This is a genomic window from Acinetobacter sp. GW821-FHT01E09, from assembly GCF_059422385.1.
Window position 1 is genome coordinate 4,016,781 of the sequence record NZ_JBWKWU010000001.1, and the last position, 22,912, is coordinate 4,039,692.

Below are 22,912 nucleotides of genomic sequence, written 5' to 3' on the forward strand. Positions count from 1 at the left end.
ACTCTATATTTCATTATAAATCGTTTATCTCTAATTTCTTTTCAAACAAAGCAATCGATTCTACATGCCCCGTGTGCGTAAACATGTCCATCACACCGGCTTTAGTGAGCTGATAACCATGTTGTACCAAAATTCCAGCATCTCTGGCCAATGTTGCTGGATTACACGACACATAAACGATTCTTTGCGCACCAAATTTGGGCAAATAATGCATAACTTGTTCTGCACCCGCACGAGGAGGGTCAATCAATAATGCATCAAATCCTTGATTTGCCCAAGAATAATGCGAAAAGTCTTTTGTTAAATCTTGTGAATAGAATTTAACATTGCTTATGCGATTGTTCAGTGCATTTTCTGTACCACGCTTCACCATCGCTTCACTACCTTCAACAGCAATGACTTTTCCTGTAGCACCCACACGTTTAGCCAACGGCAGAGAAAAATTCCCCAATCCACAAAATAAATCCAAAACAGTTTCGCCTGCTTTCAACTCAAGCAAATCACATGCCAGATTAACCATCTGTGGATTTACAGTGGGATTCACTTGGGTAAAATCTGTTGGATTAAACGCAAACTCGATATCAAAATCTTTTAAACGGTAATGCAAATGCATGTCTGCCTGAGCATCATCAAGCCGTTGTACACTTTCCACACCCGCAGGTTGCAAATACAACTGCCACTGTTTGTGTAACGCATATTGTTGCAATAGGTTGACATCATGGGCTTTTAATTTTTCAGTATGGCGAACCAATAATGAAATTTCGCTATCGCCTTTGGCTAATTCTATATGACCAATGCTGCTTTTGCCTTTTAGACTTTCGAGTAATGCCTTGATTTCAGGTAAGGCCTGATCTAATTCAATATCTAAAATTTTACAGGTTTCAATTGCAGTTAAGTGATTGCTCTGTGCTTCACGAAAACCCATCAATAATTTATTTTGTTTAGCTAAATAACGCACCCCTATTCGGGCTTTATGCCGATAGTCGGTACGCGTTGAACGCAATGGCGCTAACCACTGTTCAGGCACTAAACCCGCAAAGTGGCTAAGATGTGATTTTAAAACATCTTGTTTTAAGCGAATTTGCTCATCTGGATGAATATGTTGCATATTACATCCACCGCAAGTACCAAAATGTGGACAGATCGGTTGAATACGGTGTGGATTTGGCTCACTGAGTAGTTCAATACTGTCCGCTTCTTCAAGTTTGGATACTTGACGCGTCACTTGAGCTTTTACAATTTCACCAGGTAATGCATAGCGAATAAAAACTTTTTTACCCTGCTTTTCAATTGGATTATTGAGTTCTGTTCCATAATGCGCAATCCCTCGCCCCTCATGTGACAATCTTTCAACTTTAAAAATATATTGTGGAAGCTGAGATGGTCGAGGTTTGGCTCTATGTTTCAAAGGGATACCTAATCGGATGTGGAGGAAAAATCTGCTTGAGTAAATTCAGTTCGCTGTGAGGTTTCACGCCAAACATTTAAAAACTCATGTTGTTGAGCTTGTCCTTGCAAATAATGAATCGAGGCTTGAATCCATAAACGGTGATCTTGCAAAGAAATCTGACCTTTAAGCAAAGCCCATCTTAAGAAAATCAACCATGTATTTAAAACATCACCTTCGCAATAGCTGGTGAGTTTCAACCATTGCTGTGTATTCACATATTCGGGAACAAAATAACCTGAAATACCACGTTTACCGGGATAACCCAATAAATGTGCAACATCATCTAATTTCTGGAAATGACGTCCATTAAACATCGCCATGACATCCATTAAGTCGACATGACGGTTGTGGTATCTGTTCTGATAGTTATTATACCTTTTTTGTGTGTCAATCTCACCTTGATCGAACAAACTTGGCGCAGATAGTCCATGATACATGGCGCGGAATAAAATCACAGGCAAATCAAACTGTGAGCCATTCCAGCTCACAAGTGTTGGATGCCTTTTATCAAAGATAGATAAAAATTTTTGTAAAATTTCAGTTTCAGTATATTGCTCTCGACTAAATGAAAATAATTTCATTACACTGTTTTCATCAATCCACAATCCCGAAATACAGACAATTTCATGTAAAGCCAAGCGCTGAAAATCCATCCCCGATTCTTGACGGCGTAGTTTTGCCAACGCCTGTTCTAAATCGTCCTGTGGTAAATCCAAGCCATATAAATGCGCCCCAGACTTAAGATCGGTCAGGGTTTCGATATCAAAAACTAAAACTGGAAGACGCATAAAAGCTTTACTCAATACTCAAGTTTGCCATCATGAAGCAATTTATGACTTCGAAGCAACTATTCTTCATCCTCAACAGAGAACAAACCTGTAGAAAGATAACGATCACCTCTGTCACAGACAATACAGACAATCACTGCGTCTGGATTTTCTTCAGCAATTTTAACCGATGCCCATACAGCACCACCTGAAGAAGTCCCAGCACTAATGCCTTCTTGACGTGCTAAACGGCGTGCGGTTTTTTCTGCTTCAATTTGCGGAATATCCATGATCTGATCGACACGGCTTGGATCAAAAATAGTCGGTAAGTATTCTTGTGGCCAACGACGAATACCCGCAATATTTGAACCTTCTGAAGGTTGTAATCCGATAATTTGAATATCTGGATTTTGTTCTTTTAAATATTTAGAGATCCCCATGATCGTGCCCGTTGTGCCCATAGAGCTAACGAAATGGGTGATTTTTCCTGCGGTTTGTTGCCAAATTTCAGGGCCTGTAGTCAGGTAGTGTGCTTCCACATTGTCTGGGTTGCCAAACTGATTTAATACTAAACCTTGGCCTTCACTTTGCATTTGCAAAGCCATATCACGCGCAACTTCCATATTGGTTGCTTCGATCAATTCAGCGCCATAGGCACGCATCGCATCTTTACGTTCTTGGCTAGAGTTCCCCGGCATGATCAATTTCATTTTATAACCACGCATTGCGGCGACCATTGCCAACGCAATCCCAGTATTTCCACTCGTCGCCTCGATCAACGTATCACCCGGCTTAATTTGACCACGCTGTTCAGCTTTCATGATCATGTTATATGCAGGACGATCTTTGACAGAACCAGCAGGATTATTGCCTTCTAGCTTTGCCAATACTGTTGCTTGAGTATGACTTGCCAAACGTTGTAAACGCACCAAAGGAGTTTTTCCTACATAGTGATCTAACAAAAATTCGTCGGCTAAGAAATCAGGTTGTGTGTGACTCATCGGTTGCACCTATATCGAGGTGGGCATATTGTATGAAAAAAAGAAACATACTGCACATCTTTCCGCTTCATTTTGCTTGGAATGATCAAACTAAATTCATATATATCAACACACCCAAGTAGGAGCATGATTTTCTTTATTGAATAAAATTAAATACATATAAAAAAATAAACTTTACTTAGAATTAGAAATGATAAAGTTATCTATAAAACAGCATAACTCATTTTCAATTCACAAGATTTTTAGTCATATTGTCATGCAGGATGATTAAAGCATGTTAATATCTTTGCCATGGGCAATGAGTTGCTGGAACAATGTCGAATTTCAATAAAAAACTCTTTAAACGCTTAAAACTCAATCACGCTTATGGTCAACTTATTGCGTTAATTTTCGTGCCAATTATGATTTTGGCATGTGTTGGAACAGCACTGGTTCTTTCTGAAACATCAGCTGCTGCCAAGTCCAAACAGCGCTTCCAAGCCATCGCGATATTGAGCCGTTACCAATATACTGCTGAGCAACTCACCGCAGTCATGGAACAAGATCCAATTCAACACGCCAAAGCCGAAAGCATTTTACAAAAAATGTTTAACGAAAAGCATTTACTCAGCGCAGCGATTTTAGATGAAAATAACGTCAATCATTTAAGTGTAGGCTACCAAAATCAACGTGCTTGGCCAAAAATTCCAAAATCAGGCACTTTCTTTGGACCAATTCAAAATAAGTACAACAATATTTATGGGATTAAACTAAACCCTACCAAATCTGCTGAAAATATGTGGTTGGTGATTGAACTTGATAATCAACCTTTAGAAATTTCACATTATCGTGTCATGATCGTATTGATTACGACTGCCTTATTAACGCTACTGTTGCTTCTATTATGTCTAAACTTCTATTCAAGACGCTGGATTGCACCGATGTACGAAATTCGGATGCAATTGCAACGCTTAAATGCAGATACGCTTGATCAACATATGGTGATCAACAGTACTGGTGAACTGCGCTTATTACAGCGTGATATTGCCAATGTAGTAAAACGGCTACATTTCAGTTTCCTTGAGCTAAAAGAACATACTGAACAAACGGAAGATGATTTACGTCGTACATTAGACACCTTAGAAGTCCAAAACATTACCTATAAACAAGCCCGTGATCAGGCGATTTCATCCAATCAGGCGAAGTCAGTCTTTCTTGCCAATATCAGTCATGAATTACGTACCCCATTAAATAGTATTGATGGCTTTATTCATTTGATGTTACGCCAAGACAATTTAAGCAATGATCAAAGTTTATATTTACAGACCATCCGTAAGTCTTCTGCACATTTATTGGCACTGATTAATGATGTACTCGATTTCTCGAAAATTGATGCAGGTAAATTAGAACTCGAAACTGCGCCTTTTGATCTTGAAGAAGCAATTTTCGATGTGATGGATATGCTCTCGCCATTGGCAGCGCAAAAACATATCGAGATGGCATTCTATTTTGCAGACAATGTGCCTAAACATGTCATTGGTGATGCCTTACGCTTTAAACAGGTGCTGACCAATCTTATTTCCAATGCGATTAAATTCACACCCGATGGTGAAATTATTGTTCGTGCGCGCATGGAACATGATGATATCGGGCAATGTTTGCTGCACTTTAGTGTACAAGACAGTGGTATTGGCTTAAGTGGCACCGATCGTAAACGACTATTTGAATCATTCTCTCAAGGTGATGCTTCTGTCACTCGCCAATTTGGTGGTACAGGACTCGGTTTAGCCATTTCCAAGCAACTTGTACATTTGATGCATGGTCAAATTGGCTTTGAAGATAACCAAGAACGCGCACCAACAGAAAAAGGTTCAACTTTCTGGTTTACCGCCATGTTAACGGTAAATGAAGATGAAGAAATTGTTCATCCTTCATTTAAAAACTTAAATGTGGTGTCTTTCTTGGCGCACCCTGCAACCGCCAATGTATTACGTCATTACTTAGAAGACTATCAAGTCCAGCACACCGAAGCACAATCGATTTTAGATCTATTTAGCCGCCTAAATAGCTTAGAAAAAAATACTGAAAACACCTGGTTGATCGTTGATCATAGTGGAGATACTGAAGCCTTACTTAGAGAAATTCGTGGTCGTTATCAAGGTCATTTGGCGGTATATGGTTATCAAATGTCACTTGATCCAAATATGTTGACTGAATATAAAGCGCGTCCATTGTATCAACCACTGAGCCGTAGTTCAGTGATTCAACTATTAAGTAATCAGCCTGTTTTTGAACAAGAACATCATAAAGACTTTAAAGGGCAAGATTTACACGTTTTAGCAGTAGATGATCATTTACCGAATTTGATCGTACTAGAAGCGCTATTAGGCGAGCTAAATGTAAAAACCACCAAAGCTCTCAGTGGTCAAGAAGCCTTAACCATTATTCAGCAAGGGGTTGAACAAGGCGCAAAACCATTTGATCTTATCTTTATGGATATCCAAATGCCAGTCATGTCTGGGATTGATACCACACGGGCAATTCGTTCGCTGGAATCCACCTTAGATGGTATGCGCATGCCGATTATTGCATTGACAGCTCACGCATTGGCTGATGAAAAACAAAAACTACTCAAAGTGGGTATGGATGACTATGTAACCAAGCCGATCCAGATTGAACAAATTATTCAAATTCTCACCAATTGGACAAGCGATAAATTTATTCAACATCAACAGCCTATCGAAAATACAGTATATATCGAAGCGCTGGACTCTTATATTCTAGATTGGAAACAAAGCCTTGCATTAGCGGCCAATAAAGAAGATCTCGCACAAGATTTGTTAAAAATGCTAGTCGACAGCTTCCCAACGGAGTTGGCTGAAATTGAGCAACTCATTGAGCTTGAGGACTTCCCGCAATTAGAACATGTCTTACATCGCTTATATGGTGCTACCCGTTATGTCGGTACACCAAAATTGCAACGCATTACGGGTGATTTTGAACAATTTATTTCCATGCTACGTAAAGAACGTCGTAAAGCAGATGAAGCCTTTATCCAAGATGTGATGAAACGCTTTGATGAGCTTCAATTGGCAATTCATGAAGTCGAAACAGCTGCACAGCAGATTTTACCCGCTTCATAAATACAGCGCAGTTCTATCCGATTCAGCGCTATAAATGCTTTTCTTATGGCGCTTTAAGCTGTTTTTAAATCCTAAGGATAAAACCCAAATTGACTGTGGATTTTATCTTGCGTATGGTTTTATTGTTTCTTTAAAACAGCATGAATTAGAACGACCTTTTCATTGCAATCATCTTTTCAAAAACCAATAAAATTACACAAGCCGCTGTTTCAATCCTGTTTTGGCTTTAGCACTCAATTGGCACATCAACACAGTTTCGGTGACTCTACTGTCATGTAACTATTCAATTCACATGCTATGCTGATGACCAAGGAAAAATGAGTCAAGATCATGGCACTACTACACATAGAAAAAAACAATGGTATCGCAACAGTTTCATTAAATCGTCCAGATAAACGCAATGCCATGAGTTTTGCTTTACTCCGTGAACTGGTAAGCGTCGCACAACAGATTAAAAAAGACCGCAATATTCGTGTGGTGATTCTGACGGGTGAAGCCAATGTATTTAGTGCAGGTATTGACCTTGCTGACTTAAATAGTCCCAAAAATACAGCCTTTGCGGCTTGGGAACTGATTAAACCTGGTCAAAGCCTATTCCAAAAAGCATTTTTGATCTGGCAAGAACTGCCTATCCCTGTCATTGCAGCAATTGAAGGTTTCTGCTTTGGTGCAGGGATGCAACTTGCATTGGCTGCAGATATTCGTATTGCACACCCAGAGACTAAAATGTCCATCATGGAAAGCCGTTGGGGGCTTGTGCCTGACATGGGCTTAACCCGTTCAATCAAGGGCGTGATTGGTATTGATTTAGCCAAAGAGCTTACCCTCACTGCACGTATTTTTGATGGCAATTATGCCAAAGACATTGGTTTGGTGACGCATGTAGACGACTCACCGTTGGCAAAAGCTCAAGCCATTGCAGAAGAGATGCTGCAACGCTCGCCAGATGCGCTGATGGCTGCTAAACGTGTTTTAGATGCTATGGAACATCAACCTCAGAAATCTTTACGTTTAGAGAAGATTTGGCAGTTAAAATTACTCTTGGGTAAAAATAGTCAAATTGCACGTAAAAAGGATAAAAATCCTGAATTAAAATTTTTACCGCGCCAATATAAATAATCCAAAACTTAAGGGTCTGTTAACAATTCATCTATATTTGCGGCTACGAGTGTTTTTAGCTGATACGAAATTTAGTCTTTCTAAATGACAAATAATATTGTTTCACAAGCTAACCACAAAATAGCAAAAAACACTCTTGTCCCCGGCTTCGCCTTGCGCCGCAAGCAATTTATGAAATGTCAACAAACCCTTTTTGAAAATTTTTTGAGTTATAAAATGAATTTTGATCGTAACAGTAAAATTGCATTTTTAGGGATGGGATTAATGGGTAGCCGTATGGCAACCCGATTAATCCAAGCAGGCTTGCATGTCGCGGTCTGGAACAGAACAGCATCTGCCTGTGACGCCCTTATTGATCTAGGCGCTCACCCATTACAGCTTGAAAATATTGCAGAATATCCGATTATTCTCAGCTGCCTTGCTGATGATAAAGCTGTACAGCTGGTCTATGAGCACATTGAGCCCTATTTACAAGCCAAGCAAGTGATTGTGGATTTCTCCAGTTTATCTGTAGATAAAACCAAGCAGCTGGCTGAAAGCGCAACAACAAAACAAGTGATTTGGATTGACTCACCTGTTTCAGGTGGAACAGCAGGCGCTGAAAATGGCACGCTGGTCATTTTTGCTGGGGGCAATGCTGAGGTGATCCAAGCACTAAGCCTCGTTTACAACATCCTCTCACAGCGTGTAACCCGTATGGGTGAAACAGGTACTGGACAAGCCACTAAAATCTGTAACCAACTTATCGTTGCTGCCAATAGTACCTTGATCGCGGAAGCTGTTGCGCTTGCCAGTAAAGCAGGTGTAGATACAACCCTATTGGCACCGGCTTTGGCGGGTGGTTTTGCCGACTCAAAACCTTTCCAAATTTTAGCCCCACGCATGGCAACACATACTTTTGAGCCAGTACAATGGAAGGTACAAACGCTTTCTAAAGACTTAAATAATGCCATTCAACTTGCACAACAATTTGATTTAAAAATCCCTGTGGCTCAACGTGCACTTGGGCAATTACAAAGCCATCAAAACACCGGATTTGCTGAATCGGATTTAGCCACAGTCATTCATCAAGTAGAAAATAAATCGGGTTAAAATACACGGAACTACACATAAATAAGTTGAAAAATAATCTATTGCCTACTACATTGAAGATGAGAGTCCAAATATAGCAAGGAGCGTTCTTATGACTAAACTCGCAGTAAACCTATCTTTGATTTTTACTGAAGTGCCGCTCATTGAACGCTTTGCTTTGGCACATCTTCATGGCTTCCACAATGTAGAAATTCAATTTCCGTATGAATTAAGCATTGAAGAGATTCAAGCGCAACTTGAACAATATGACCTAAGCCTTTGTCTGATCAACGTTCCCGCTGGTGACTTAATGCAAGGTGGAAACGGACTTGCTGGTGTGCCTGGTCAAGAACTGGCATTTCATCAAGCCTTGGAACTTGCAATTGAATATGCAGAAGCGCTCAATGTTCCAAACGTCAATATTTTGGCAGGTAAACAACCACAAGATGCCGACTTACTCCCCTGTTTAAACACCTTAGCAAACAATTTAAAACTGGCTTGCCATCTACTCTCTAACCGTGATATTCAGCCTGTATTTGAAATGATCAATGGTACAGACATGCCGCGTTTCTTGATTCAAAATATTGCACAAGGCCAAGAAATGTTAGAAGCAGTACAGCATCCTGCATTAAAAATGCAATTTGACTGTTACCACATGGCGATGATGGGCGAAGATGTACTGGCAGCCTTACAAGAAAATATAGATTGGATTGGACATATACAATTTGCTGACTGCCCAGGACGTCACGAACCAGATACCGCACAAATTGATTATTCTGCAATTTTTTCATGGTTAAAACAAAGCGCCTATACGGGCTTTATTGCAGCAGAATACAAGCCACAATCGCATTCAAATCAGTCATTTGCATGGAAAGAAAAATATTTTTCCAACAACCATAGCTATTAAATTGGGATATGCTTAGACAAACGGTTGCATTGTATAATTTGTATTTTTTAGACAAAAGCGCTATATTAGAAGATGAGATATTTTCTGGAAAATATACCTTATATGAATTTAGAACCATCGCCCAGCGCTTCTAATTCTCACGAACTTGCAATGAACACTCAAAATCAAGACGTACAGACTTGTTTAAAAGTCGTACAAGAAGCTCTACTTGATGTAAAAGCCAAAGATATTATTCAACTTGATGTCAGCGCTATTAGCAACGTTTCAGATGCAATTGTCATCGCGAGCGGGACATCAACACGCCATGTTAAAGCACTTGCTGACAATGTTGCTGAAGAAGCACGTAAAGCAGGCTTTCGCCCAATTGGTGTTGAAGGTGAACGAGACGCTGAATGGATCCTTATCGATTTAGGATTTGTAGTCGTACATGTGATGCTACCAACAGCACGTAAATTTTATGATCTGGAAAGTTTATGGCGTGCGACACCTGAAAGTGTTGCCTAACGTTTAATACAGAACTTAAATATGAAAAAAGCGACTTTATGTCGCTTTTTTTAGTGCTTGGCTTTTTTCAAAGCTTTTAAGTACTCAATTTTTTAACGACTTAATTGAGTATGCATTACGCAGTTTACAAATCAGTTTAAATACTAAGAATGCAACGCCAAAACTCCACACAAAATTTACTGCAATCCCAATACTTTGATCGATAACACTGGCCTTGTTGGCTAAATTAATTACGGGGTTATCTGTCAAAGAAACAGCCAGTGTGCCCCATGCTCCACAAATACCATGTACCACAACAACTTCACGAATATGCTTAGAATCAATCCAATAAGTCAATAAACGGGGTAAATAGATTGTGAATAATCCTGAAACCAAACCAATAATCAATGCCGATGACAAATTCACTAAACCACAACTTGCCGTGATCGCCACCAAGCCACCCAAAGCACCTTTAATCATTTCAACCCATGAAATAATTTTATTGTTGAGTACCAAGGAAAAAACCAAGGGTGCAATCATTGCTCCAAAGAGTGCAGTAAAGGCATTGACGACAATGACTCCAATATCCGCATAGAGTGCTGAGATATAAACTACATTTAGACCTGACCATGCCAGCCAAAGAATAAAGCCAGCCAATGCCAAAGATAAGATTTTATAATCTTCAAAGATTAAGTCTTTTTTTAAGATTTCTTGTCGGTCTTGAGGTTTTAAAGTTAAGTAGCCCGCCAAAACAATCCATGCTGCGGTGGAATGCACCACGGTTGAACCCGCGAAATCAATAAATCCTAACTCTTTTAACCAGCCTTTACCGAATAAGATATTTCCCCAAGTCCAGCTACTAAAGAAAGGAAAGATCACACCTGCGATCATTAAACCAGTTATCCAGTTAACCAATAAGGGAACTTTACTCGGAATCACTCGCCCAACCACAGTGGTGATTGTGGTGGCCATGAGGGTATAAAAAAATAATAAATTCCAATGCCAGCCATGCAGCATGCCATTCATATATTTTTCGGAGCTGGCATCTCCTGCAAGAAGAATTTTTGCGCAGAAGAAACCAAAAATAAGCGTTCCTAAAACTGCTGAAACATAATTGACCAATAATGCGGAAATTGACTTATAGGTATTTTCATATCCGCCTTCAACTACAGCAAAACCAGCTTGCATCAGAATGACAAATATTCCACCAAAGAATAAAAGCTCGTAGTTGGTAATGAGATTAAAAGCAGCAAGATCACTTTCTAAACTTGAAGCAAAACTAAAATTTGGATAAAAAAATATGATGCAAATTAAGCTGATGAAGTATTTAAATCGCACTATATAATTAATCCTAACCTATCGCTTTTTCATCGCTTTAAATTCACAATAATTAGTATTTTCGCTACTTAATTATCATTTAATTTATCAAGTATAGAGAATTTCATGGAGAAATAAACTAATTTTTATGTAAAAAATATAGCTTACAAACTACATGCGACGAGCAAGATTGTTATGATGGTGATCAAGTACTATTTATTTTTATTTAAAGATAAACAGCTTACATTTAACTGGTTTTATTAAACAATGCCGATTTGCAATATATGTGGCTTAAGCTTGAAAATTTCAGCACTTAGACGTATAGATGCCACACTCTAATATGGAATAACGTTGTTGCAATTTATGTGTTATGCAGAATGAAAACATCTATACCATTTTTAATCAACCATGTTGAATAATTTGAATCTGTGGAAATGCAAAGCCCTTACAGGATAATTCAGAACGCCATGCCACCGTCAGCATGACTCGGCTCAGCTGAAGATTTTGATAGGCAAAGCTGCCCAATAACGGATGCGTAGAGATCCCACCATCATTCATCACATGCACTCCAGTATTTAGCTCATTTAGACTCAAACGAATCCCTAAGCCTGATGCTTTTAAAATCGCCTCTTTTGTGGTCCACACCTTAAACCAAAAAGTAGGATCAAAGTCTAACGCTTGCCAAGCCTGATATTCTTGGGGATGAAAAGCATGTTTAGCTAAAGCCTCAAAGCGCACCTTTCGATCTAAGTCCTCAACATCCACACCCAAATCTTGGATCTGCTGGCTACTCGCCAAAGCATAATGGTGCTGGCTATGTGAATGATTCACGTGAAACTTTGGATAATCAATTAAATAGGGTTTACCAAAATCTGTTTTTTCAAAAGAGTGGTTACTGATTTCAACTGAAAAAATATCGGACAATAATTGGTTTCTATATTGATAGATCGCCTGTTTCAGTTCTTGGATCTGCCCCTTTCGATCGATCGAATGGTAACTCGGAAGAATATTTTGAATAGAATTAACATCCAATTGAATAATACGATTCACAACCCATTCCCAAACATTTTTCATTATCTTAAATCAAAAAAACCCAAAGATCACTTTGGGTTTTGATGTGTTCAACGCTAAATTTAGCTTCTAAATTTCTTTTCAGCCTTTTTAAATTTCTGTACATAACGACGACGACGTGCTGCAACACGCTCATCAATTTGAGATTTACGGCCTTCAAATGGATTTTCAGCTGTTTTAAAGTCAACGCGAACCGGTGTACCTTCAAGGTTATACACTTTACGGAAGACATTTTCCAAATAACGACGGTAGTCCGCAGGTGTCTTATCCACCTTATTACCATGAATCACAATCGTTGGTGGGTTTTGTCCACCCATGTGGGCATAACGCATTTTAATACGTTTACCACTGATCATTGGCGGTTGATGTGCTTCAGTTGCATCATTCAAAATCTGAGTTAATTTTGCAGGTGAAACTTTTAAGTGTGATGAATCATAAGCACGGTGAATGGTTGGATACATCTCACCGACACCTGTTCCATGCAAAGCAGAAATCAAATGTACTTTTGCCCAAGGAATAAAGTCAAAACGACGATCAACATCCAATTTACATTGTTTGCGATCATACTCTGTCATGTTGTCCCATTTGTTAATGGCAATCACCATGGCACGACCAGCTTCAAGTGCATAACCGATCAAATGTAAATCTTGTTCAACCACACCTTCACGTGCATCTAAAACCACCACGATGACATGTGCATCTTTAATCGCTTGTAGCGTTTTAACGATTGAGAATTTCTCAATCATTTCATCGACTTTACCTTTACGACGTACACCCGCAGTGTCGATCAAGGTATATTGACGACCATCACGCTCAAACGGAATATAAATCGAGTCACGGGTTGTACCCGGTTGGTCAAATGCAACAACACGATCTTCACCTAACAAACGGTTAACCAAAGTAGATTTACCGACATTTGGACGACCAATAATTGCTAAACGTAAACCTGTTGCCTTATCGTGTTCTTCTGGGTTTTCATCTTCAGGGACATCAACCAAGATATCCTCAAGCATTTGTTGAACACCACGACCATGACTTGCCGCAACTTGTAAGGGTTCACCCATACCAAGTTTATAAAATTCAACTAATGCAGCTTCAGCATGTACACCATCGACTTTGTTGGCAACCAAGTAAACCTTTTTACCAAGTGTACGCAACTCACGTGCAATCTGCTCATCAGAAGCCAATAGCCCAGCGCGTGCATCGACAACAAAAACAATGATGTCGGCTTCATTAATCGCAGTTTTTGATTGCTCTGCCATATATGAGTCAATACCACCTTCATTTTCACCGATACCCCCAGTATCAACGACAATGAAAGATTTATTTTCATAAGTTGCATCACCATATTTACGATCTCGGGTAAGACCAGCAAAATCAGCAACGAGTGCATCACGGCTCTTGGTAATCTGGTTGAATAACGTTGATTTGCCGACGTTTGGACGACCAATGAGCGCAATTACGGGTTTCATAAAATAACCTTTATTCAAGATCAGCCAGTATGACTGGTCTGAACATCAGAAATGTATAGGAAGAAGAATAGGAAAAACCTAAAATAAAAACACGGGGTATTGATTTTCAATCACCCCGTGTATGGAATTCATACGGATTGCTCTATTTTAACACAAGACTAAAAAAATAGAGAATCCTAATCGTGTCTGTTGATTAACTGTTAACGACTTTGCCAGATACTCATTGCACCTTTACGTGTCGAAACATAAACTTGATTATCAATCACTCTCAACGTACGTACTTCACCACTGGTTTTAGCACGACCTAACGTTGTTCCTGTATTTGGATCAATTTGATGTAAATAACCATCTAAATCACCCACAACAAGATTTGAACCGAGCAATACAGGGTTGCTTAAGTTACGGTTGAGCAGTTGCTCATTTTTCCAAAGCTGCTGACCTGTAATCAAGTCATACGCAATAATTTGACCATCGGTTTGCGATACGATGACTTTACCATCGGTCACTTCTGGACGGTTGATACTGCTTGAATTTTCACTCCACAAAACGCGTTGTGAAGCCAAATCTAGAACAGTGACTTGACCTTGGAAACTCGTCGTAACCACATACTGTCCTGAAACAACAGGCTCACTGTCCACATCAATCAAACGCTGAATATCAGAACGACCTTCAGATACCGCAACACGACGTTGTAAACGCGGTACACCTGCAAGGCTATCTATTGCAAAAATATAGCCAGTAGAAGTGCCGATAAGCACAGTACGTGGATCTAAACTAACTGGAGTGGCTTGGCCTCTTAAGCTAAATGAAGCGCTTGGTAATTTATAAGTCCACGCTTGCTGACCTGTCGCAACATCTAAGGCATAAACCGTACCGTCATTTGCAACCACTATCACACGACCAGATTGAATCAAAGCAGAACTGATAATTGCACCTGACAATTGTGCAGACCATTTGGTCGCACCCGTTGCTTGGTCTAATGCAAAAACATGCCCTTTTTGATTACCAACAATCACCACACCATCTGCTGCTTCAACACCAGAACTTAAGCCGTCTTTGGTAACTTTAGCATTCCATAAGCGCTGTTTGCCTTTATAGGCAGCCACTTCGCCTTTTGGATCTAAGGCAAACACAACACCATTGTCTGTATCTAAACGTAGACGTAATGCATCTTCACTGCTGGTCGAAGAAACACTGGTCGAAAATACTTGAACCAAGCTTGAAGCTTGTGCAACTTTAGGCAGTGGATTAGGCTTAATCTTCACTTCTTTCGTCTTATTACTTGAACAGCCGATTAAAGCGATTGATAAGATTGCTAAAGCAAAAGGTATTTTAAAATTTCTATCCATTAAGACTCATCCACTTGTGTTGCTAAGATTGGGCGTTCAAGATCAGGATCTTCTACTAATACGCCAACACTTTCGAGTTTAATTTGTAAAATTTGACGTTCTTGTTTACGCTCAACGACTGCATTCCATGCTGCTTGATACGATTTTTTTGCATTTTCAGTGTCATTTTTTGCCACATAAATATCACCTTTTAACTCATCAGCACTTGCCTGAAAAGCAGGATCATTCACAGCTGACAAGGTTTTCAAGGCTTCATCAAACTTCTTTTGCGCCAATTGTGCATCGGCAAGTTTGATTTTTACAACTTGTAACAAACCAGCGTCTTTAATTTTAGAATTTTCAACTTTTTTCAGTTCACGTTCAGCCAACGCATAGTCATTTTTATCATAGGCAACTTTTGCCATGACAATTTGTGCTTGAATTGCATGAACAGAATCTGGATTGTCTTTGACAATTTTATCTGCTGACGCGACTAAGGCAGCAGTGACTTTAGCATCACCATTGGCTGCTCGCGCCTCATCCATCAATTGCTGAACTTTGGCTGTTTCATTTTGATTTTCAGCCAAAGTTTTCTTTTGCCAATATTCCCAACCGAAAAAGGCAATCAATGCAATGAGGACACCTGTCACCATAGCCGAGCCATATTTCTTAAAAAATGACTTCACACTATCCAGTTGCTCATCATCAGTCATTGCACTCATTTGACTCCCCTTTTCCTTATGATTATCGGCTTATTTTGACGAAAATTTTTCAATGAAAAAAGGCACAATTTCAGTGGCCTTAATTTCATATTGTTCTGCTGTCGCAAGTTCTTTGACTAAAACTTGCTGCGCTACAGCCTCACGCTCACCAAAGATCAAAGCATAGATGGCACCCGATTGGTCTGCCTTCTTCATTTGACTCTTCATTGAACCCTGTGAACCTGTTTTCAAACGAATTGTACTATTTACAGCTTCAAGTTGATCACGAATTTGTTCAGCCAATACCAAAGCCTGACCTTGTGTTGCAGGATCTGACAGCAAGAATAACTCACATTCACGCACAGGTGTATTGTCTTCAACTTGTTCAAGAAGCAATAATAAACGTTCCATGCCCATAGCAAAACCGACTGCTGGTACAGATTGATCAGGCTTACCTTTCAGCTGCCCAACCAAACCATCATAACGACCACCCGCACACACCGTTCCTTGAGAACCTAAATGTGTCGTTGTCCATTCAAAAACAGTTTTGTTGTAATAGTCTAAACCACGGACTAGTTTTTGATTGATGACAAACTCAATACCTGCATCAGTTAAATACTGTTGCAATTGAGCAAAATGATTCAAACTGTCTTCTTTTAAGAAATCATGCAACTTAGGTGCATTTTCAAGAATTTGCTGAGTTCGTGCATCTTTCGAATCTAAAATTCGCAATGGATTGGTGGTTAAACGACGTTGCGAATCTTCATCCAAATCAGCATGATGCGCTGTAAGAAATTCAACCAATGCAGCACGATACTCTGCACGTTCATCAGACTCGCCCAAGGTATTTAGTTCAAGTTGAACTTTATCTGCAACACCCATGCGTTTCCATAAACGCGCAGTCATGAGAATCAGTTCAGCATCTTGATCAGGTGTCGCTACACCAAAAGTTTCTACACCAAATTGGTGAAACTGGCGATAACGACCTTTTTGTGGTTTTTCATAGCGGAACATTGGGCCAACATACCAAACACGTGGATTTGCACCACGGAGTAAGTTATGTTCCAACATTGCACGTACACAACCCGCTGTGCCTTCTGGACGCAAAGTTAAAGATTCAGGTGGATTACCCTTATCAAAGAAAGTGTACATTTCTTTTTCAACGATATCAGTTGCATCACCAATTGAACGCTTAAACAGATTGGTATGTTCAACCACCGGCAAACGGATTTGCTGATAACCGTATGCATCCATAAGCGATGCTAAATGCTGCTCAAGACGTCTCCACGCAGGTGTTTGCGATGGAAGAAAGTCATTAAAACCTTTAATTGCGACAATTGAACTCATGATGAACTACGAATAATCTCTTTAGCTTTAGCTTTTTCAAGCTCTTGAACACGTTGACGAACCATGCTTTCGATTTCATCAACCAACTGATTTGTATCTATTAAGTGACTCTTTTCGCCATTACGATACACGAGTGAGCGCGGACTTGCACCGACTATACCAATATCAGCTTCTTTTGCTTCACCCGGACCGTTGACTTTACAACCAATGACAGACACATCCATTGGTGTACGAATATCTTCTAAACGTTCCTCTAAAGCCTGCATCACTTTGATCACGTTAAATTCCTGACGTGAACAGCTTGGACAAGCAATAAAGTTAATCCCATTTGAACGAAGGCTCAGGGATTTTAAAATATCAAAACCAATTTTTACTTCTTCTTCAGGCTCAGCCGCCAATGAAATACGCATGGTGTCACCAATGCCATCCAACAGCAAACCACCTAAAGCAATCGCAGATTTCACTGAACCCGTACGATAGATCCCAGCTTCGGTTACACCTAAATGTAATGGATTATCAATTTGTGCAGATAATAAACGATAAGCATCCATTGTTAAAAATACATTTGATGCTTTTACTGAAATTTTAAACTCATGGAAGTTTAAACGATCCAATATGTCGATATGACGCATTGCAGATTCAAGTAATGCCTGACCTGTCGGCTCACCATATTTCTTTTGGATATCTTTTTCTAAAGATCCAGCATTGACACCAATACGCATAGAAATATCGTGATGACGTGCAGCAGCAACCACTTCACGAATCTTGGCTTCAGAACCAATATTCCCAGGGTTAATCCGCAAACAGTCTGCACCCATGTCTGCAACTTTCAATGCGATTTTATAATCGAAATGAATATCTGCAACCAATGGTACCGTGACACGTTTACGAATTTCACCAAAAGCTTCAGCAGCTTCCATAGTCGGTACCGATACCCGCATAATGTCCGCACCAACATCTGCACAGCGTTGAATCTGCGCAACTGTTGCATCGACATCACAGGTTTCAGTATTGGTCATACTTTGAATACTGATCGGTGCATCACCACCGACATACACTGAACCTACACGTATTTTACGTGTAGGACGGCGCTTGATTGGATTCTCAATCATGATCTTATCTACTCTTGCCCATTAACGTGACAAACGGAATTCTGCTTTTCCGTTCACTGTATATGGAGACAATGAAATCTGTTCATTATTAAGGCTTAATGACACAGCAGTTGCATCATCGAGACGAATTTGGAATGGTGATTGGCCATTAACGGTTAAAGCAGCCAACTGGCGACCAGTCGCCAAAACTTTTCCTGTACTATCTACAATATGTACAGAAGTTGGATGACTGAAATTCAATACCATTTGGTCACCTGAAGTCGCAGTTGCATTGTTTAAATTCAACACTTCTACTTCTGAGGCCTGTGGTTTGGCATCGACATCAGCGCTTTTACCCGATGTCATTTTTTGAATTCCAGCAATCACAGCCCAAATCACCGCAAGCGCAACAATGGCAATTAAAATTCGCTTTAACCATTTTTTATTACGATCACTGTTTGATCCAGGCAATTTCCCCATAATCTTGATTGGGGAGTTGTTCAATGCATGGTTTGGCAAAAGCCCAGTATCATTTTGATAAATTTCATCAAAGCGTTGAATGATTACCGTTGCATCAACACCTAGAAACTTGGCATATGAACGATAATAACCTTTAATAAAGGTTGCTTCTGGCAAAGACTTATATTCATCTTGTTCCAATGCTTGTAAGGTTTTTACAGGCATTTTTAGTTCGTTTGCAACATCTTGAATGTCTAGGTTTTTGGAGACTCGAATTTGACGCAAGTACTCACCTGGACGTTGAACATTTCCTAAGCCATTAGATGCTACGTTTGAACCTGTAGGTTGCTGTGAATTAGGATTTACTTCCATACGGCCTCAGTACTGTACTGTAATTGCAGATAACGTTGATATTCTTTACTGTCCGGGAACAATGCACGCAGTTGGTTGACCAACACTTGCATTCCCATCTGATCATTATTGGCACGTGCAATACGTAAACCAATCCAAAGCGCTCTCGCACCCTGTTTGTCCTGACCTACTAAACGAACATATTGCTCATAGAGTTGACTTGCTTGCGCACTTTTTTGTTGCAAATAGAAAATTTCTGATAACTCTACCAGAGAAATAATCGAATCGCGATTGACTTGTAAAGCTTGTTTGAATGCTTTTTCAGCATTTGCCACATCACCGACTTTTAAGTAAACCCGACCTAAATTTTCTAAAGCCTTATAACGCTGATCATAGCCAAGCGCAGCACCAGCTATACTCAATTGTTCAATCGCGTCATTATAGCGCTCAGTAACAAATAAATATGTTCCATAATTATTACGAGCTTGTGCATTTTTTGAGTCACTGGAAATTGCACGCTTAAAATAGCCGTCTGCTTTTTCCATACTGATCTTACTGCCTTCTTGTTGCAGTAAGACACCCATCATCATATTTGCCGCAGAATCACGTGAATCAGTTTCTAAAGCTTGGTCTAGTGCGCGTTTTGCAGCATCTAAATCACCTGTACGAATATATTCAGCAGCAAGCTGAGTACGTACTTTAACGGCTTTTTCAGGATCTTTTTTTATTATTGTGTCTGAATTTGTCGTTTGACAACCCTGTACGACCAATGCAGATAAACCAATTGCCAATATTACAACTGCTTTTTGATACATCGATTTTCTCAAAGTCAGCCCCTGATTATTTGTTGATATAAAGGTATGTCTACAAATCTTTAAGCTTATGAACGAATAATCTCACCACGTTCAGCAACTTTCTTTTTCCACTGCTCTGCACGACGGGTACGATCTGCCACTTGCCCGACCAATTGCCCACATGCTGCATCAATATCATCACCACGTGTCTGACGAATCGTACACACAAAACCTGCATCAGACAAAGTTTTTTGGAAAGAAATAATACGATTTCGACTTGAACGGCCATACGGCGCATGCGGAAATGGATTAAATGGAATTAAATTAATTTTACTTGGTAAGTTTTTCAGTAACTTAATCATTTGTTGTGCATGTTCAGGATGATCATTCACCCCTTCCAACATCACATATTCAATAGTGACATGTTTACGAGAACTTTCATTACCATCTTTGGCAATATAGCGCTGACATGCAGCAATCAATTGTGCTAATGGATATTTTTTATTAATCGGCACCAATTCATTACGTAATTCATCATTTGGCGCATGTAAAGAAATCGCCAAAGCCACATCTATATCTTGTGCCAATTGGTCGATTTTCGGTACAACACCTGAGGTTGATAATGTAACGCGACGTTTAGACATGCCATAAGCAAAGTCATCTAACATGATATTCATTGAGCTTAATACAGCATCATAGTTGAGTAATGGCTCACCCATTCCCATCATCACCACATTGGTCACCGAGCGCTCACGTTCAGCAACAGGCACTTCTTCCATATAAGAATAGTTGGCCACCCATAACTGTCCAATGATCTCGTCAGGGGTTAAATCACGCTGAAAGCCTTGCTTTCCTGTTGAACAGAATGAGCAATCTAAAGCACAACCCACTTGTGATGAAATACACAGTGTTTTACGTGAGCCTGTTTTATCTTCTGCTGGAATCAATACCGTTTCAACCAAAGAGCCCGCACCATCACCAACACGGAATACCCACTTACGGGTTCCATCTTTCGAATAGTTACGATGTACCACTTCTGGCGCTTTGATTTCACAAATTCTTTCTAGTTTTTCACGCAACTTTCCTGAAATATTGGTCATTTCAGCAAAATCAGTGATAAAAAATTGATGCATCCATTTCATTACCTGCCCAGCACGGAATTTTTTCTCGCCGATTTCTTCGAAGAATTTTTCCAATTGCGGACGTGACATGCCAAGTAAATTCACTTTCTGCACATTTGCAGTCTGAATACGATCAGCCTGTACAGATTTTGATGATGCAGGCTGCTGTTCATCTAGATTTAACGATGAAGCGACAACTTCAGAATTCATGGGGATTACCTAAATCATGCCGTAGTAATAAAACATATTGACCAATATTTAGCCAAATAAAGCAACAAAAATAAAAAAACCAGACAAGTAGTATATCACCTATCTGGTTTCGGGTCTGTTATCAATTCATAAATCGGAGATTTATTCGTGTAGAAAAAGAGACCCTAGATACGTCGAATTAACGAGTACGTGGGCAAACTTCAGTTTGAGCGAAGAAGTAATTTACTTCACGGTCAGCAGATGCAACTGAGTCAGAACCATGCGCAGCATTTTCATCGATGCTTACAGCGAAATCTGCACGGATTGTACCAGGAGCAGCTTCTTTAGGGTTTGTAGCACCAAGAATTTCACGGTGAGCAAGAACTGCGTTTTCACCTTCAAGAACAGATACTACAACTGGACCAGAAGTCATGAATGCAACAAGGTCACCAAAGAAACCACGTTCTTTATGCTCAGCATAGAAACCTTCAGCTTCTGCTTTAGAAAGGTGTTTCATTTTAGTCGCAACGATTTTAAGACCAGCTTTTTCGAAACGAACAAAGATGTCACCAATGTGGTTTTTAGCAACTGCATCTGGTTTTACGATAGATAAAGTACGTTCAATAGCCATGAGTGGCTCCTTTAGTCAAATTGACACGAAAATTTGGGCGCATTATACCGAATAATGAACAATTTTCTGCTTTTAATCTGTAAAAAATTTGGATTTTTCGATGCGCTGTGACGTTTAGCATCACTCAGCAACATCTCAAGCCATTAATTCGCTTCATCAATCCATGCCATTTGAATGGCTTCTAGCAGACCTTCAGTCGATTTGGTTGGATCATCACTAAATTCTGGCAATGCACAAATCCATGCATGCATATCGGTAAAACGCACCCATTGTGGATCCACATCTGGATGCGCTTCACTGAGTTCAATTGCGATATCAATTGTATCTGTCCAACGTAAGCCCATATCAGGTCTTCCTTTGCTCAATTTAATTCTGCTACTGTATCAAATCTCAATTCATTCAGAAATAAATCATTCTAGACACTTACAAGATTCACCACGGATTCAAGCGTTTAATTTACAAGACGGATTGAATTGAGCCAATTATTCAAAGTTAAAACCTTGATGATCAAAATCATCAGATTCTTTAAAAATAAAATTACAGACCAGCAGTAAGTAAACCATCATAACATCACTCCTAAATATGGTGCGCTTAACACAATCAAACTCGCGACACTTGCACCAATCAGTGCGCCAACAATGACATCGCTTGGATAATGCAGACCTAAAACCATCCGAGATAAAGCCACAAGAATGGTAAAAGGCATCATAATGAACAACAAAACTGGTTGAATATAACCAAACACAATTGTGACCATGACCGCATGTAACGTATGACCTGACGGAAAGCTAAAATGATCCAATGGTCGTTCACCCAGAATAATGACTTGATGAACTTGATAAGGTCGTGGTCGCACTGTTTTATGTTTTAAGAACTTATAAATTCCAGTTCCTAAAAGCCCCATAACAACGACATAGAGAAGTTGCAGACCATAGATCCAGCTCTTTTGTAGCCAAATCAGAACCAACATTGCGCACCAGAAAGGACCATCTCCCAAACGGCTCACAGTTTTAAAGAACGTCGCAATACTTTGGGTATGCGATAAATTATTGAGATATAAACAACCTCTAAGGTCGAGATCGAGCATTTTTATTTTGGTATTCTTAAAATTCATTTTCCA

General features: G+C 39.7%; 21 protein-coding genes. 5 read left to right on the forward strand and 16 right to left on the reverse strand.

Annotation, left to right across the window (positions count from 1 at the left end; translation table 11 throughout):
- Positions 1-13: 13 nt before the first annotated feature.
- Genes rlmD through cysM form a run of 3 tightly spaced genes read right to left on the reverse strand, consistent with a single transcriptional unit; the run spans position 14 to position 3,218 of the window.
- Entirely contained in the window at positions 14-1,408 is a 1,395-nt protein-coding gene (rlmD, locus tag AC07U8_RS18305) for a 23S rRNA (uracil(1939)-C(5))-methyltransferase RlmD (RefSeq protein ID WP_494738369.1), read from the reverse strand.
- A gap of 8 nt (positions 1,409-1,416) precedes the next feature.
- Positions 1,417-2,238, reverse strand: a complete 822-nt coding sequence (locus AC07U8_RS18310; protein ID WP_494738370.1) for a 3'-5' exonuclease — start codon at positions 2,236-2,238, stop codon at positions 1,417-1,419.
- A 59-nt stretch (positions 2,239-2,297) separates the two neighbouring features.
- Positions 2,298-3,218, reverse strand: coding sequence for a cysteine synthase CysM (gene cysM, locus AC07U8_RS18315; RefSeq protein ID WP_004725909.1), 921 nt, complete (start codon positions 3,216-3,218; stop codon positions 2,298-2,300).
- 314 nt (positions 3,219-3,532) lie between these two features.
- On the opposite strand from cysM, the gene AC07U8_RS18320 reads away from it, so the two are divergent.
- The 5 genes from AC07U8_RS18320 to rsfS all read left to right on the forward strand — a co-directional run bounded on the left by AC07U8_RS18320 (position 3,533) and on the right by rsfS (position 9,941).
- The gene (locus tag AC07U8_RS18320; protein WP_096735170.1) at positions 3,533-6,340 is read left to right on the forward strand and encodes a GacS-like sensor histidine kinase; all 2,808 of its coding nucleotides are present in this window, start codon (positions 3,533-3,535) and stop codon (positions 6,338-6,340) included.
- Between the two features lie 330 nt (positions 6,341-6,670).
- Positions 6,671-7,459 (forward strand): crotonase/enoyl-CoA hydratase family protein, encoded by a 789-nt coding sequence (locus tag AC07U8_RS18325; RefSeq protein ID WP_494738371.1) that lies wholly within the window; start codon positions 6,671-6,673, stop codon positions 7,457-7,459.
- Between the two features lie 216 nt (positions 7,460-7,675).
- Positions 7,676-8,551: an NAD(P)-dependent oxidoreductase gene (locus tag AC07U8_RS18330; RefSeq protein WP_494738372.1), complete on the forward strand. Its 876-nt coding sequence runs from the start codon at positions 7,676-7,678 to the stop codon at positions 8,549-8,551.
- 91 nt (positions 8,552-8,642) lie between these two features.
- Complete coding sequence (locus AC07U8_RS18335; RefSeq protein WP_151802135.1) at positions 8,643-9,437, forward strand: hydroxypyruvate isomerase family protein; 795 nt, start codon at positions 8,643-8,645, stop codon at positions 9,435-9,437.
- A gap of 102 nt (positions 9,438-9,539) precedes the next feature.
- A complete protein-coding gene (rsfS, locus tag AC07U8_RS18340) occupies positions 9,540-9,941 on the forward strand; it encodes a ribosome silencing factor (protein WP_016539395.1) in 402 nt (133 codons plus the stop codon).
- An 84-nt stretch (positions 9,942-10,025) separates the two neighbouring features.
- On the opposite strand, the gene AC07U8_RS18345 is transcribed toward rsfS, so the two are convergent.
- The 13 genes from AC07U8_RS18345 to AC07U8_RS18405 all read right to left on the reverse strand — a co-directional run bounded on the left by AC07U8_RS18345 (position 10,026) and on the right by AC07U8_RS18405 (position 22,906).
- A complete protein-coding gene (locus AC07U8_RS18345) occupies positions 10,026-11,258 on the reverse strand; it encodes an ammonium transporter (RefSeq protein WP_494738373.1) in 1,233 nt (410 codons plus the stop codon).
- A 381-nt stretch (positions 11,259-11,639) separates the two neighbouring features.
- Positions 11,640-12,311 (reverse strand): 4'-phosphopantetheinyl transferase family protein, encoded by a 672-nt coding sequence (locus tag AC07U8_RS18350; RefSeq protein ID WP_096735173.1) that lies wholly within the window; start codon positions 12,309-12,311, stop codon positions 11,640-11,642.
- 59 nt (positions 12,312-12,370) lie between these two features.
- Complete coding sequence (der, locus tag AC07U8_RS18355; RefSeq protein ID WP_004725892.1) at positions 12,371-13,780, reverse strand: ribosome biogenesis GTPase Der; 1,410 nt, start codon at positions 13,778-13,780, stop codon at positions 12,371-12,373.
- A gap of 200 nt (positions 13,781-13,980) precedes the next feature.
- Positions 13,981-15,129 (reverse strand): outer membrane protein assembly factor BamB, encoded by a 1,149-nt coding sequence (bamB, locus tag AC07U8_RS18360; RefSeq protein ID WP_004725891.1) that lies wholly within the window; start codon positions 15,127-15,129, stop codon positions 13,981-13,983.
- Positions 15,129-15,830 carry a YfgM family protein gene (locus tag AC07U8_RS18365; protein ID WP_004816992.1) on the reverse strand — a complete coding sequence of 234 codons (702 nt, stop codon included), beginning with the start codon at positions 15,828-15,830 and terminating at the stop codon, positions 15,129-15,131. Before AC07U8_RS18365 ends, bamB begins: the two co-directional genes overlap by 1 nt.
- Positions 15,831-15,860: 30 nt before the next feature.
- Entirely contained in the window at positions 15,861-17,156 is a 1,296-nt protein-coding gene (gene hisS, locus AC07U8_RS18370; protein WP_034612341.1) for a histidine--tRNA ligase, read from the reverse strand.
- Positions 17,153-18,268 (reverse strand): flavodoxin-dependent (E)-4-hydroxy-3-methylbut-2-enyl-diphosphate synthase, encoded by a 1,116-nt coding sequence (ispG, locus tag AC07U8_RS18375; protein WP_004725885.1) that lies wholly within the window; start codon positions 18,266-18,268, stop codon positions 17,153-17,155. Before ispG ends, hisS begins: the two co-directional genes overlap by 4 nt.
- A 21-nt stretch (positions 18,269-18,289) precedes the next feature.
- Positions 18,290-19,078: a helix-turn-helix domain-containing protein gene (locus AC07U8_RS18380; RefSeq protein WP_494738374.1), complete on the reverse strand. Its 789-nt coding sequence runs from the start codon at positions 19,076-19,078 to the stop codon at positions 18,290-18,292.
- Positions 19,069-19,872: a type IV pilus biogenesis/stability protein PilW gene (gene pilW / locus AC07U8_RS18385; protein WP_004725881.1), complete on the reverse strand. Its 804-nt coding sequence runs from the start codon at positions 19,870-19,872 to the stop codon at positions 19,069-19,071. The genes AC07U8_RS18380 and pilW overlap by 10 nt, the downstream gene beginning before the upstream one ends.
- Before the next feature lie 65 nt (positions 19,873-19,937).
- Positions 19,938-21,182 (reverse strand): dual-specificity RNA methyltransferase RlmN, encoded by a 1,245-nt coding sequence (gene rlmN, locus AC07U8_RS18390; RefSeq protein ID WP_004725880.1) that lies wholly within the window; start codon positions 21,180-21,182, stop codon positions 19,938-19,940.
- A 178-nt stretch (positions 21,183-21,360) separates the two neighbouring features.
- The gene (ndk, locus tag AC07U8_RS18395; RefSeq protein WP_494738375.1) at positions 21,361-21,792 is read right to left on the reverse strand and encodes a nucleoside-diphosphate kinase; all 432 of its coding nucleotides are present in this window, start codon (positions 21,790-21,792) and stop codon (positions 21,361-21,363) included.
- A 143-nt stretch (positions 21,793-21,935) separates the two neighbouring features.
- Positions 21,936-22,136 carry a Fe-S cluster assembly protein IscX gene (gene iscX, locus AC07U8_RS18400; RefSeq protein WP_004725877.1) on the reverse strand — a complete coding sequence of 67 codons (201 nt, stop codon included), beginning with the start codon at positions 22,134-22,136 and terminating at the stop codon, positions 21,936-21,938.
- A 218-nt stretch (positions 22,137-22,354) separates the two neighbouring features.
- Positions 22,355-22,906 carry a phosphatase PAP2 family protein gene (locus AC07U8_RS18405; protein ID WP_096735175.1) on the reverse strand — a complete coding sequence of 184 codons (552 nt, stop codon included), beginning with the start codon at positions 22,904-22,906 and terminating at the stop codon, positions 22,355-22,357.
- Positions 22,907-22,912 lie beyond the last annotated feature (6 nt).